General features: G+C 62.0%; 10 protein-coding genes. 4 read left to right on the forward strand and 6 right to left on the reverse strand.

Annotation, left to right across the window (positions count from 1 at the left end):
* Positions 1–59 precede the first annotated feature (59 nt).
* On the forward strand, positions 60–1715 hold the full coding sequence (locus BC443_RS17180; RefSeq protein ID WP_071233108.1) for an FMN-binding glutamate synthase family protein: 1656 nt from the start codon (positions 60–62) through the stop codon (positions 1713–1715).
* 265 nt (positions 1716–1980) lie between these two features.
* On the forward strand, positions 1981–2142 hold the full coding sequence (locus BC443_RS18850) for a hypothetical protein (RefSeq protein ID WP_157957008.1): 162 nt from the start codon (positions 1981–1983) through the stop codon (positions 2140–2142).
* Positions 2143–2227: 85 nt separating this feature from the next.
* Here BC443_RS18850 and BC443_RS17185 read toward each other — a convergent pair whose 3' ends face one another.
* From BC443_RS17185 to topA, 3 genes are all read right to left on the reverse strand, one after another.
* Positions 2228–2470: a hypothetical protein gene (locus BC443_RS17185; RefSeq protein ID WP_071233109.1), complete on the reverse strand. Its 243-nt coding sequence runs from the start codon at positions 2468–2470 to the stop codon at positions 2228–2230.
* 134 nt (positions 2471–2604) lie between these two features.
* A complete protein-coding gene (locus tag BC443_RS17190) occupies positions 2605–3063 on the reverse strand; it encodes a DUF6586 family protein (protein WP_071233110.1) in 459 nt (152 codons plus the stop codon).
* On the reverse strand, positions 3060–5681 hold the full coding sequence (topA, locus tag BC443_RS17195) for a type I DNA topoisomerase (protein WP_071233111.1): 2622 nt from the start codon (positions 5679–5681) through the stop codon (positions 3060–3062). The genes BC443_RS17190 and topA overlap by 4 nt, the downstream gene beginning before the upstream one ends.
* Before the next feature lie 568 nt (positions 5682–6249).
* Here topA and pyk point away from each other — a divergent pair.
* Positions 6250–7713 (forward strand): pyruvate kinase, encoded by a 1464-nt coding sequence (gene pyk, locus BC443_RS17200; RefSeq protein ID WP_071233112.1) that lies wholly within the window; start codon positions 6250–6252, stop codon positions 7711–7713.
* Between the two features lie 87 nt (positions 7714–7800).
* Here the strand turns inward: pyk and oadA are convergent, their stop codons facing one another.
* A complete protein-coding gene (gene oadA / locus BC443_RS17205; RefSeq protein WP_071233113.1) occupies positions 7801–9621 on the reverse strand; it encodes a sodium-extruding oxaloacetate decarboxylase subunit alpha in 1821 nt (606 codons plus the stop codon).
* A 33-nt stretch (positions 9622–9654) separates the two neighbouring features.
* A complete protein-coding gene (locus BC443_RS17210) occupies positions 9655–11070 on the reverse strand; it encodes an acetyl-CoA carboxylase biotin carboxylase subunit (protein WP_071233114.1) in 1416 nt (471 codons plus the stop codon).
* A gap of 139 nt (positions 11071–11209) precedes the next feature.
* Between BC443_RS17210 and BC443_RS17215 the strand changes: the two genes are divergently transcribed.
* Positions 11210–12196 (forward strand): LysR family transcriptional regulator, encoded by a 987-nt coding sequence (locus tag BC443_RS17215; RefSeq protein WP_071233115.1) that lies wholly within the window; start codon positions 11210–11212, stop codon positions 12194–12196.
* A gap of 15 nt (positions 12197–12211) precedes the next feature.
* Here BC443_RS17215 and BC443_RS17220 read toward each other — a convergent pair whose 3' ends face one another.
* Positions 12212–12733 carry a GAF domain-containing protein gene (locus BC443_RS17220; protein ID WP_071233116.1) on the reverse strand — a complete coding sequence of 174 codons (522 nt, stop codon included), beginning with the start codon at positions 12731–12733 and terminating at the stop codon, positions 12212–12214.
* Positions 12734–12907: the final 174 nt, after the last annotated feature.

Here is a 12907-nt window from a genome sequence, read left to right on the forward strand (position 1 = left end):
TTGGCGGTCGCGGCAGCCCCAGCCCGCCGCGATTTCACCTTTCTGGAGCCGATGTTTGCATGAGCTACGCTACTGGCCTTTCTCGTCTACCGTCACGTAATGCCGTTTTCATCGCCAGCCTTTGCCTGCTGGCCGTTTCCCTCGTCGGGCTTGCCTCATCCTCATACTGGTGGTGGGGCGTGGTCATCTTCGGCGGCCTGTCCTGGCTCGGGATTCACGATATCCGTCAAAAGCACCGCACCGTCAGCCGCAACTATCCCATTCTGGCGCACTGTCGCTATATCCTCGAGTCGATCGGGCCGGAGATTCGTCAATACTTCATCCAGTCCGACCTCGACGAGCGTCCGTTCTCCCGGGAACAGCGCGCCGTCGTCTACCAGCGGGCCAAGAACGAGAGCGACAAGAAACCCTTCGGTTCCTTGATCGACATGTATGCGCCCGGCCACGAGTGGATCAACCATTCACTGCAACCGACCCATATCGACGACAGCGGCTTCCGGGTCCAGATCGGCGGTAGTCTCTGCAGCCAACCTTACTCCGCCAGCGTGTTCAATGTGTCGGCCATGAGTTTCGGCTCGTTGTCCGGCAATGCCATCGAAGCGCTCAACGCCGGCGCTCGCAAAGGCAAGTTCTATCACGACACCGGCGAAGGCTCGATTTCTCGCTATCACCGGATTCACGGTGGAGATCTGGTCTGGGAGATCGGCTCCGGCTACTTCGGTTGTCGCCACGACGACGGCAGCTTCAATGAAGAGCGTTTCGCCGCCAACGCGCGCGACGAACAGGTCAAGATGATAGAGATCAAGCTGTCGCAGGGCGCCAAGCCGGGCCACGGCGGCATCCTTCCCGCAGCCAAGGTCACCGCCGAGATCGCCGAGGCGCGCGAGGTGCCCATGGGCGAGGACGTGGTCTCCCCTGCCGGCCACAGCGCTTTCTCCACGCCGCTGGAGCTGATGACCTTCATCGGCCGCCTGCGCGAGCTGTCCGGCGGCAAGCCCATCGGCTTCAAGCTGGCCATCGGCCATCCCTGGGAGTGGTTCGCCATGGTCAAGGCCATGCGCGAGACCGGCCAGCGCCCCGACTTCATCGTCGTCGACGGTGGAGAAGGCGGAACGGGAGCCGCACCGCTGGAGTTCATCAACCGTCTGGGCGTGCCGCTGACCGAAGCGCTGATGCTGGTGCACAACACCCTGGTCGGCGCTGGATTGCGCGAAGAGATCAAGATCGGCGCCGCCGGCAAGATCACTTCCGGATTCAACATTGCCCGGACCCTGGCGCTGGGTGCCGATTGGTGCAACGCCGCACGCGGCTTCATGTTCTCGCTGGGCTGCATCCAGGCACTCAACTGCCACTCCGACAAGTGCCCCAGCGGCGTGGCGACCCAGGATCCCAAGCGCAGCCGCCACCTGGATGTCGCCGACAAATCCGAGCGGGTCTACAACTTTCACCACAACACACTCAAGGGCTTGGCCGAGATGCTCGCCGCCGCGGGCCTGCAACATCCCGCGGAACTGGGGCCTGAGCATATCATTCGGCGCGTGTCCGCCGACGAGATCCAGTCCTACGACAAGCTGTTCACTTTCCTGAAACCGGACGAACTGCTCGAAGGCAACAGCGAGCACACCGTCTTCCGGAACTACTGGGAAGAGGCGCGCTCGGACTCCTTCCTGCCGCCCGCTCAACTGGCCGAATTGCGGCTGACCAAGCTGCGCTGATCGCCGACGTCAGCTCTCGGCTTCGCCAAGGCCGGCGCTGGGTGCCGCCCAGCACCGGTCACTGGTCACTGGCAAGTGAAGGCTCGCCACCGGCCCGCCTTACGCCAGGGTTCGTCAACAGACCTGACACGAGCAAACCCTTGCAAGCGTTATCATCGTGCGCCGCGTGAATCCCGTAGACTTGCAAGCGCCGCAGCGGCCCTCGCGATCTGTATAATGCGCCGTCGACGAATCCCATAATCTCGATGCAGGAGCCAGCCGCTCTATGGCCAATTACGCCTGGACAATTTCGATGCTCGCGATGACCATCGCTTTCATCACCTTCTTCACTTTCAGCGCCACCCGGCGTCGCGTGCTGTTGGTGACCGCACTGACATCGGCCGTCATCGCCGTGATCATGGCACTGGTAGCGGGCCTGATGCAGTAAGGGACACGGCGGTCCACGTCGGTCAGCACCCCCGGTCGCGGCAGGATCGCGTCACCGTCTCACGGACCAGAGGGCGCAGAGCCGGCTAGTGAACGGTCGCCGGCGCTTCTTCGGCGGCATCTTCTTCATCACCTTCCCACAGATGGGTTCGAGTGATCGCATGGTCGAGCATCTCGCGGGCCACGTCGAAGCGACTGCGCCGCAACAGCTCGACGGCCTCTTCGGAGAAGCGGATCGAGACGAGCGGCTCACCCGTTGCCTCTGCCGGTCGCAGCACCACTTCTCCGTTGGCAAGTTCGACGATTTCCAGAATCGCGATATCGGACACGGCTCACCTCTCTTGTCACTCTCTTTCATGGAGTGACGACTCGAATAAAAGAACGGGACCAATAAAAAACGACCAGAGCCTGGGCCCCGGTCGTTGATGTCTGGATTCAGGCTAACACGTCTACCCCGAGCCAGTCACCACTCGCTGCTACCTTCACGCAGTGCCGGCAGCAGCGTCTTGAATTCACGGTGGCACCAGCGCAGCGTATCGCCCAGCGATGGGGCGCCGGCACTGGCAATCAGCCCTGCCCGTGCATCGCGGCGGGCCACGCCGTCGGCGCCGTGCAGCGCCTGCAATCGCGCCAGCAGCGTCCCCAGCCAGCTTTCAGGATCACGGGACAAGGCCCGTAGCCGTTCGAGCTCGGCCACATTGACATTCGTCGCCCGCAGCCACGCCCGCCAACCGTCGTGGGGCAGATCGGTATGCTCGGTGACTTCTCGCAGCACGGAATCCAGCGCCAGTTCCAACTGGCCCAGCGCGGCCTCCTCCAGCGCCATGCGGCGCGCCGTCGCGTGCTCGTCGTTGCCCGGCTCGACCGCCAGCAACAATTCAGCCTGATAGAGCAGCTGATTGGTACGGGCCACCGAAGTCATTTGCGCTTGTCCTCCACCTGCCAGCGGCCATCTTCGTAGACGGCCCGCCAGCCGGTTGCCTTGCCCTCTTCATCGGTCATGACGAACTGGCTCTTGGTCTTGCGCGAGAAGCGGATCTGAGCCGGCCGACCGTCAGGATCCTCGCTCGGCGCTTCAAGCAGAAAATGGTACTTCTCGGGCAGAGCGTCGGCGTGCGCCTTCAGCTCCTTGACCAGCGGCGGACGGGTTTCCCGGTTCTTGGGAAACTGGCTGGCCGCCAGGAACAGACCGCTGGCACCGTCGCGCAGCACGTAGTGATCGTCGACCTTCTGACAGGCCAGCTCCGGCATCGGAATCGGATCCATCTTGGGTGGTGCGACTTCGCCGCTCTTCAACAGCTTGCGGGTGTTGCCGCAGCCCTCGTTGGTACAGGCGAAATACTTGCCGAAGCGGCCGCTCTTGAGCTGCATTTCGGAGCCGCACTTGTCACATTCGATCACGGGACCATCGTAGCCCTTGATCCGGAAACGCCCCTGCTCGATTTCGTAGTAGCCGTCGTCATCGTTGCTGATGTAGAGCTTGCGACCCTCATCGATCAGGTAACTGTCCATCGCCGTGCCGGTGTTCGGGTTACGACGCTTGGCGCGCAACGCTTCCGTCTCGGCGGCCTCGTCGGCATCCGCGGGTACCGCTTCCTCTCCCGGAATCAAATCGATGGTCGTCTTGCAGCGCTCCTTCGGCGGCAGGTTGTAGCCGGAACAGCCCAGGAACACGCCGGTCGACGCGATGCGAATCTGCATCGGGCGGCCACAGGTCGGGCACGCGATGTCGGTCTCGATGGGCTCGTTGGGTCGCATGCCATCCTCGCCTTCGGCACGCTCCAGCTTCTGCTTGAAATCGGCATAGAAGGCATCGAGCAGCTTCTGCCACTGCTCATGGCCCTCGGCGACCTCGTCGAGCCGATCCTCCATGCGGGCAGTGAAGCCATAGTCCAGCAGGTCATTGAACGATTCCACCAGGCGATCGGTCACGATCTCGCCGAGCTTTTCCGCGTAGAAACGCCGGTTGTCCAGCTTGGCGTAGCCGCGATCCTGAATGGTGGAGATGATCGCCGCATAGGTCGATGGGCGCCCGATTCCCCGCTTTTCCAGTTCCTTGACCAGGCTTGCCTCGGTGTAGCGCGCCGGCGGCTTGGTGAAATGCTGCTGCGGGTCGATCTGTTCGACCTGGAGCGTCGCGCCTTCGCCGATATCGGGTAGTTGCGCCTGCTCGTCCTTCTTGGCCAGCGGCTTCATCACACGGGTATAACCGTCGAACTTGAGCACCCGGCCACGGGCCTTGAGCTCGAAACCGGCCGTTTCGATGGTCAGCGTGGTAGCGAGATATTCCGCCGGCACCATCTGGCAGGCGACGAACTGGCGCCAGATCAGCTCGTACAGCCGCTGGGCGTCGCGCTCGACGGGCAGATCGTCGGCCCGCTGCTTGACGTTGGAAGGGCGAATGGCCTCGTGCGCTTCCTGAGCGTTCTGCTTGCTCGAGTAGCGATTTGGCGCTTCCGGCAGGTAGCGGTCACCGAACTCCGACTGAATGTAATCGCGCACGCCTTCGACTGCATCCTGGGACAGGTTGGTGGAGTCGGTACGCATGTAGGTGATGTAACCGCCCTCGTAGAGCCGCTGGGCCAGCGTCATCGTCTTCTTGACGGAGTAACCCAGTCGACCGCTGGCGGCCTGCTGCAGCGTCGAGGTAATGAACGGCGCATTGGGCTTGGAGCTGGTCGGCCTGGTTTCGCGGCTGGTCACGTCCAGCGTGTCCTGCCGCAACGGCGCGATGCGATCGAGGGTCTCTTTCTCGGAAGTCGGGCGGAAAGTCTCGCCATTCTCGCGGACCACCTCGAAGCGGATCGGCTCGCCGTCGGCGGTGACGAGATCGGCGTGGACGTCCCAGAATTCTTCCGGGTTGAATGCCCGGATAGCGCGCTCACGATCGACGATCAGCCGTACGGCCACCGACTGCACACGGCCGGCGGAGAGGCCACGAGCCACCTTGCTCCACAGCAAAGGCGAGACCATGAAGCCGACCACGCGATCCAGAAAGCGGCGGCTCTGCTGCGCCTCGACTCGGGCGATATTGAGCGTGCCGGGCTGCTTGAAGGCTTCCTGGATGGCATTCTTGGTGATTTCGTTGAACACCACGCGCTTGTAGCGCGAGTCGTCGCCGCCGATGGTCTCCTTCAAGTGCCAGGCGATCGCCTCTCCCTCACGGTCCAGATCGGTCGCGAGATAGATGGTATCGCTCTTGTCGGCCAGCCTCTTGAGCTCCTCGACCACCTTCTCCTTGCCCGGCAGGATCTCGTAATGGGCCCGCCAGCCATGTTCGGGGTCGATACCCATGCGCCGAACCAGTTGATCCCACTGCTTCTGCTTCTTGTACTCTGCCTTCTCTTCCGGCGACATCTTGCGGGTGATCGCCGCCTGCTTCGCGCGCTCCTTGGGATCGCTGGCCTGCTTGGAAGAACCGCTGGTCGGCAGATCACGAATATGCCCGACACTCGATTTCACCACGAAATCGTTGCCGAGATACTTGTTGATGGTCTTGGCCTTGGCCGGCGACTCGACGATAACCAGTGACTTGCCCATAGCGCTCCTGCTTCTTTATATATAGCGGCGGTCCCAGCCGATGGCGTGCTCGATGGCAGGGAGTGGGGCCGACCGGAAAATCCGCCTACCCTACCCTAGCCTTTCCCATGGCGCCAGCCGTAGCTTGACTTTGACCAACATTGACGGTGCGATGTCAATGGCCATTCACAATGGGGCTGACAGGATGAATTCCAAGTCGCGCCGTCGCGTCGTCTCGGGTTTGTGGGACTTTTCGTCCATGTCGCGCCCGGCGCTTGCGCGCTACACTCGAATCCGTAACGTCATCGTCGCGAAAGGCCTCTAGGCTGAAACGGCAACAGCCCTCGGACGCTGGTGGCGATCCATTCGCCATCCGACTCCGAGGCAGACGTTCGGTTGAAACGTCAGCCATCCCGGCAGCCGGTGTATGTGGCTCTATCTAGCGGGGATGACAAGCAATGACAGGCAGCAACAGCGCTTCGGACAAGACGGGCTCCTTGTTGTAAAATAACCACATGTCATCGTCGCGACTCGAACCATGACTTTTCAGCGCGGCGGGACGACTCATTCAGTTGCCAGGAGAATTTCCATGCAGCACGCGTTTCACGGTCCGATTCGCCGCACCAAGATCGTCGCCACCCTGGGTCCCGCTACGGATCGCGAGGGAGTATTGGATGCCATTATCGAAGCCGGGGTCGACGTCGTTCGCTTGAACTTCTCCCACGGAAATCCGGAAGACCACCGCCGCCGACTCAAGGCCGTTCGCGAGGCAGCGGATCGTCACGGCCGCGCGGTGGCTGCACTGGGCGACCTCCAGGGTCCCAAGATCCGTATCGCCCGCTTTGCCGCCGAAGGTGGCGTCAAGCTCGAAAAGGGCCAGCCTTTCGTGCTGGACGTATCGCTGGATCGCGATGCCGGCGACAGCGAACGCGTCGGCTGCGATTACAAGGAGCTGGCCGACGACCTCGAGGCCGGCGACACCCTGTTGCTGGACGACGGTCGCCTGGTGCTCGAAGTGGACCGCATCGAAGGCCCGCAGATTTTCACCACGGTCAAGGTCGGCGGCAAGCTGACCAACAACAAGGGCATCAACAAGCAGGGCGGCGGCCTCTCCGCTGCGGCGCTGACCGAGAAGGACAAGGAAGACCTCAAGACCGCGATCGACATCGGTGTCGATTATCTCGCCGTATCGTTCCCGCGCAGTGGGGCCGACATGCAGTATGCGCGCGAGCTGCTGGGCGAAGCGGGCCAGGAGATCGGTCTGGTCGCCAAAATCGAACGCGCCGAAGCCGTTGCCGACCCGGAAACGCTGGACGACATCATCCGTGCCTCGGAAGCGGTGATGGTCGCCCGCGGCGATCTCGGCGTCGAGATCGGCGACGCCCAGTTGATCGGCGTGCAGAAGCGGATCATCGCCCGCGCCCGCACGCTCAACAAGGTCGTCATCACCGCTACTCAGATGATGGAATCGATGATCGAGTCGCCGCTGCCGACCCGCGCGGAAGTCTTCGACGTCGCCAACGCGGTTCTGGATGGCACCGATGCCGTGATGCTCTCGGCGGAAACCGCCGCCGGCGACTTCCCGGTCGAGACCATTCGCGCCATGAACCGGCTGTGTCTGGGCGCGGAGCGCGAGCGGGCGGCTCAGCAGTCCCAGCACCGCATCCACGAAGGCTTCAGCCGGATCGACGAGACGCTGGCGCTGTCTGCCATGTATGCGGCCAACCACCTTTCCGGCGTGGTCGCCATCGCCTGCTTGACCGCGTCGGGCTACACGCCGCTGATCGCCTCGCGCATCCGCTCCGGTCTGCCGATCGTCGCGCTGGCCGAGACACCGCTGGTCCAGCGTCGCATGGCGCTCTATCGCGGCGTCGTCTCGCTGGTCTTCGACAGCTCCCGCTTCCCGCTGACCGAGATCAACAGCGGCGCGATCAAGGAGCTGGTCAGCCTCGGGCTCGCCAGCAAGGGCGACCTCGTCATCCTGACCCGCGGCGATCACATGAATGCTCATGGCGGCACCAACACCATGAAGATCATCCAGGTCGAAGAGTGATCGAGAGCGCTCTTTTCACGGGATAAAAAAACGCGGAGCCATGGCTCCGCGTTTTTGATTGCCTTCATCGGGAAGACAGCCCGGCCCTCACTCGATTTCGATCAGGACCTCGCCCGGTGTCACGCGGTCGCCCTTGGCCACATGGACCGCCTTGACCGTGCCGCTGACCCGCGCCTGCACTTCCGTCTCCATCTTCATGGCTTCGGTAATCAAGACGGCCTGTCCTTCCTTGACGCTGTCACCTTCAGCGACCAGCACATCGACAATGTTGCCCGGCATCGACGTGGTAACGTGCCCAGGCGAGCTGGCCTTGGCGCGCCCCCCGCTATTGCCTTCCTGCACGAACTCGTCCTTGGCCTCGAACACGACCTCTTCGGGCATGCCATCGAGCGTCAGATAGACACGGCGCTTGCTGCCACTGCTACTGCCGACACCGGTGATCTGCACTTCGTAGGACTCACCGTGAACGTCGATGACGAACTCGGTAGGCACCCCTTCGGAAACCGGCCGTCCGGCACCGCCGACGGCTTCCGCTGACGGAATCGATTCGGGCGTCAACGTGCCGTCACGCCGCCCCTGCAGATATTCCCGCCCCAGATCGGGGAACATGGCAAAGGTGAGCACATCCTCTTCGCTGGCGGCGAGATCGCCGATATCCTGCTTCAGCCTGGCCATCTCCGGCTTGAGCTGGTCGGCGGGACGGCCCTCGTCGACCAGTTCGTTGCCGATCGCCTTGCGCCGCACCTCGGGATTCACCTCGGCCGGCGGCTGACCGTAGCCACCCAGCAGGTAGCGCTTCACCTCGTTGGTGATCGACTTGTAACGCTCGCCGGTCAACACGTTCATGGCGGCCTGGGTCCCGACGATCTGCGACGTCGGCGTTACCAGCGGCGGATACCCCAGATCGGCACGAACCTTCGGAATTTCATCGAAGACATCCTGAATCCGGCCCAGCGCATTCTGCTCCTTCATCTGATTGGCCAGGTTGGACATCATGCCCCCCGGCACCTGCCAGATCTGTACGCTCACATCCTCGCGCGTGTATTCGCTTTCGAAAGCCGCGTATTTCTTGCGCACTTCCCGGAAGTAGTCGCCGACCTCCTTCAGCGCGACCAGATCCAGGCCGGTGTCATAGGGCGTCTGCTGGAACGCCGCCACCATCGCTTCGGTGGAGGGATGGCTGGTACCGCCGGCGAAGGCAGAAATACAGGTATCGATATGGCGACAGCCTGCTTCGACGGCCTTCATCTGGCTCAGGGAAGCGAGCCCGGACGTCGCGTGGGCATGGAGATGGATCGGCACGTCGACCGCCTCGGACAGTGCTGCCACCAGCTCGCCGGTGGCGTATGGGGTCAGCAGACCGGCCATGTCCTTGATGGCGATCGAATCGGCGCCCATGTCGACCAGCCGCTTGGCCTGCTCGACATACATGTCCCGAGTGTGAACGGGGCTGACGGTATAACAGATAGTGCCCTGGGCATGCTTGCCGCTGGCCTTGACCGCCTTCATGGCGGTCTCCAGATTGCGCAGGTCGTTCAGCGCATCGAAGACCCGAAAGATGTCGATGCCGTTATCGGCCGAGCGCGCCACGAAACGCTCCACCACGTCATCCGCGTAGTGGCGATACCCAAGCAGGTTCTGCCCCCGCAGCAGCATCTGTAGCGGCGTGTTGGGAAGCGCTTCGCGCAACGACTGCAGGCGTTCCCAGGGATCCTCCTTGAGAAAACGCACGCAGGCGTCGAACGTGGCGCCGCCCCAGACTTCGAGTGAATGGAACCCGGTCGCGTCGAGTTTGGCGCAGATTGGCAGCATGTCTTCGGTTCGCATGCGCGTGGCAATCAATGACTGATGCCCATCACGCAGGACGACGTCGCTGATCTTGACGGATGACGAGTCGGCGTTGTTCATCTTTTTCTCCTGATTCTGATCCATTCGGCGCGTTCAAAGTCCGGCGTGAGCCGCGATGGCCGCCGCAATCGCCAACGCCACCTCTTCAGGGTTGCGCTTGACGGAGTAGTTGAGCAGTTCGGGATGGGCGGGAACGAACCCGGTGTCGAAGTGCCCAGCCCGGAAATCGGGATGGCGCAGAATTTCCTGGTAATAGAATGCGGTGGTCTTCACCCCTTGCAGACGCATGTCGTTCAGCGCCCGAATACCACGATTGAGGGTCTCTTCCCAGGTCATTCCCCAGACGATCAACTTCAGGCACATCGAATCGAAGTACGGCGGAATGGTATAGCCGGTATAGATCGCGGTGTCCGTGCGGACGCCGGGGCCGCCGGGCGCGTAGTAACGGGTGATGCGACCGAAGCTGGGCAGGAAGTCGTTCTTGGGGTCCTCGGCGTTGATCCGGAACTGGATGGCATAGCCCTGGTGGCGGATATCCTCCTGGCGATAGGCCAGCCGGTCGCCTGCGGCAATGCGCAACTGTTCACGGACGATATCGACGCCGGTGATCGCCTCAGTGATGGTGTGCTCGACCTGAACCCGGGTATTCATCTCCATGAAGAAGACTTCGTTGTCCTTGACCAGGAACTCCACGGTACCGGCATTCTGGTAGCCGACTGCCTGGGCGGCGCGCACTGCCATCTTGCCCACGTAGCTGCGCTGTTCCGGCGTCAGTTGGGGGCTGGGCGCGATTTCGATCAGCTTCTGGTTGCGGCGCTGGATCGAGCAGTCGCGCTCGAACAGATGGATGACCCCACCGTGGCTATCCGCCAGTACCTGGACTTCGATGTGCAGCGGATCGACGACGCACTTCTCCATGAACACTTCCGCGCTACCGAAGGCTTTGGTCGCTTCGGAAATCACGCGATCCCAGGCCTGCCGGAGCTGTTCGGCCGTGTCGCAGCGGCGAATGCCACGGCCACCGCCGCCGGATGTCGCCTTGAGCATGATCGGGTAGCCAATCTCTTCGGCAACCGTCAGCGCTTCATCGAGATTGGCGAGATTACCGTCGGAACCCGGCGTCACCGGCACGCCTGCCTCACGCATCGCCGTTCGCGCGGCGGTCTTGTCGCCCATCCTGGCGATCACTTCGGCACTCGGGCCGACGAACGCGATACCCGCCTGGCTGCAGATCCTGGCAAATTCGGCACTTTCGGATAAGAAGCCGTAGCCGGGATGAATGGCATCACAGCCGGTTTCCCGCGCCAGGTTGACGATCCGCCGCGGATCCAGATAGCCCGCCAGCGGTTCGTCACCGACGAAATAGGCTTCGTCCGCTCCTTTGACATGCAGGGAGAAACGGTCGGGTTCGGTATAGATCGCAACCGAACGGATGCCCATCTCGGCGCAGGCTCGTACAATACGCACGGCAATCTCGCCGCGGTTGGCGATAAGCAGCTTTTTAAACACCGTTTGCCCTCCCGGTTTGTGCGTGGCGACGCTTTGTTATCGTCTCCCTACGCTAGCGATCCGGGTACCAATAGAAAAATTGATATTTTTTTGCCAACCTATAAGCTAAACGTTATACCTGACCGTGAGAGCATCCTGAATGTCGCGTCCCAACCTGCTCAATCGTCTGACATTCCGTCAGCTCCAGGTCTTCCAGGCCGTTCATCGTCAGCAATCCTATTCACGCGCTGCCGAACAGCTGGGCCTGACGCAACCTGCCGTCAGCGCTCAGATCCGACAGCTCGAGCAGGCGCTGAGCCAGCCACTGTTCAAGTACGCCGGTAAGACACTTCATATACTGCCCGCCGCCGATGCGCTGGCCGCGTCCGTGCAGTCGATCTTCGGTCAGGTTTCGAGTCTGCAGATGGAGCTGTCGGAGCTGGCCGGCACGATCCGGGGCGAACTCAACCTTGCAGCCGTCTCGACCGCGCAATACGTCGTGCCGCACATTCTGGCGCGCTTCAGAGCCCGCTATCCGGAAGTCCAGATTCGACTACGCGTCTGCAACCGGGCACAGGCCCTCGAGCGGCTGGCGGAGAGACGAGATGACCTGGTCATCATGGGTATGGTGCCGGACGACCCCAACCTGGTATTCATGCCCATTCTGGACAACGAATTGATACCGGTGGTCTGGCCGGGCCACCCGCTGGTCACGGCCGAGCGGGCGACGCTCGAGGATTTCGCGCGGCACTATCTGCTGATGAGGGAGCCGGGCTCCGGCGCGCGGACGGCATTCGAGGATTTTGCGGCAAGGGAGCGCATCTCCCTGCACCACACCATCGAGCTCGGCACCAATGAAGCCATCAAGCAGGGGGTCATGGCGCACTTGGGTGTGGCCGTGCTCCCACGCCTGGCCGTACAGCTGGAGCTGGCTTCCGGACTGCTGGCGAGCCCGCGCATTCCCGGCTTCCCTCTGAAACGCTCATGGTGCACGGTCTATCCCAAGGATCGCTACCCGACGCCAGTCACGGAGCTTTTTCTAAGCTTCGTGCGGGAACTGCTGCCGGAATTGAATGCACACTTCCGGGCCCCGATGACACCGATCGAGACGCCGACGCTGCTGTGTCTTCCTGCTGATGAGGTTTAAAAAGGACGTCAGCGCTCAGGCCCGATCACGCTGATTCGCCTGGACACGCAGGATATGCAGCTGGATCAGCTCCTCGGCCTGAGCGGCGAGAAGCTTCAATCGCTGCATATCGGTTTCCTCGAAAGCCCGGGGAAGCATGCCGATCAGACATAGCGTGCCCACACAGGCTTCCGGTTCCACGAACAGCGGATAGCCAGCATAGAAGCGAATGAAAGGGTCTCCCGTCACCAGCGGGTTGTCCGAAAAACGTGCATCCCGCAAGGCATTATTGACCACCATTGGCTGGCCGTCGGCCACGACGTGACCACAGAAAGAAATCCGCCTTGGCGTCTCGCAGACCTTCAAGCCCTGGTGCGACTTGAACCACTGACGCTCTTCGTCGATCAGCGTGATCATCGACATGGGAACGTCGAAAATCTGGGTCGCCAATTCCGTCAAACGATCGAACCCCTTGTCGGATTCCGAATCGAGCAGTTGTAGATCCCGCAAGACGGTTAGACGCTCGGCTTCGTTATGGGGCATATCCGGTGCAATCATAGAGCGGACTCTTACTCCTCAGGTTCGAGAAATCATCAACGCCGCACAGCCAACGTGGTTCCGGACAGAAAAGCCGCGAGATAATCCTTCAAAGATAGTTCTTCGACGATAATTCTCCGAAGCGTAACGACCGCCTGGCGCGGCGCACGGGAATCCTGCCCGGATGATCCGTGG

This window comes from Salinicola sp. MIT1003 (assembly GCF_001858555.1).
Taxonomy (GTDB): Bacteria; Pseudomonadota; Gammaproteobacteria; order Pseudomonadales; family Halomonadaceae; genus Salinicola; species Salinicola salarius.

Bases quoted from the DNA above. Each gene is read 5' to 3' on its own strand.
- BC443_RS17190 (WP_071233110.1), bottom strand. From the start codon at position 3,063: ATGACTTCGGTGGCCCGTACCAATCAGCTGCTCTATCAGGCTGAATTG.
- topA (WP_071233111.1), bottom strand. From the start codon at position 5,681: ATGGGCAAGTCACTGGTTATCGTCGAGTCGCCGGCCAAGGCCAAGACC.
- oadA (WP_071233113.1), bottom strand. From the start codon at position 9,621: ATGAACAACGCCGACTCGTCATCCGTCAAGATCAGCGACGTCGTCCTG.
- BC443_RS17180 (WP_071233108.1), top strand. From the start codon at position 60: ATGAGCTACGCTACTGGCCTTTCTCGTCTACCGTCACGTAATGCCGTT.
- pyk (WP_071233112.1), top strand. From the start codon at position 6,250: ATGCAGCACGCGTTTCACGGTCCGATTCGCCGCACCAAGATCGTCGCC.
- BC443_RS17215 (WP_071233115.1), top strand. From the start codon at position 11,210: ATGTCGCGTCCCAACCTGCTCAATCGTCTGACATTCCGTCAGCTCCAG.
- BC443_RS17220 (WP_071233116.1), bottom strand. From the start codon at position 12,733: ATGATTGCACCGGATATGCCCCATAACGAAGCCGAGCGTCTAACCGTC.
- BC443_RS18850 (WP_157957008.1), top strand. From the start codon at position 1,981: ATGGCCAATTACGCCTGGACAATTTCGATGCTCGCGATGACCATCGCT.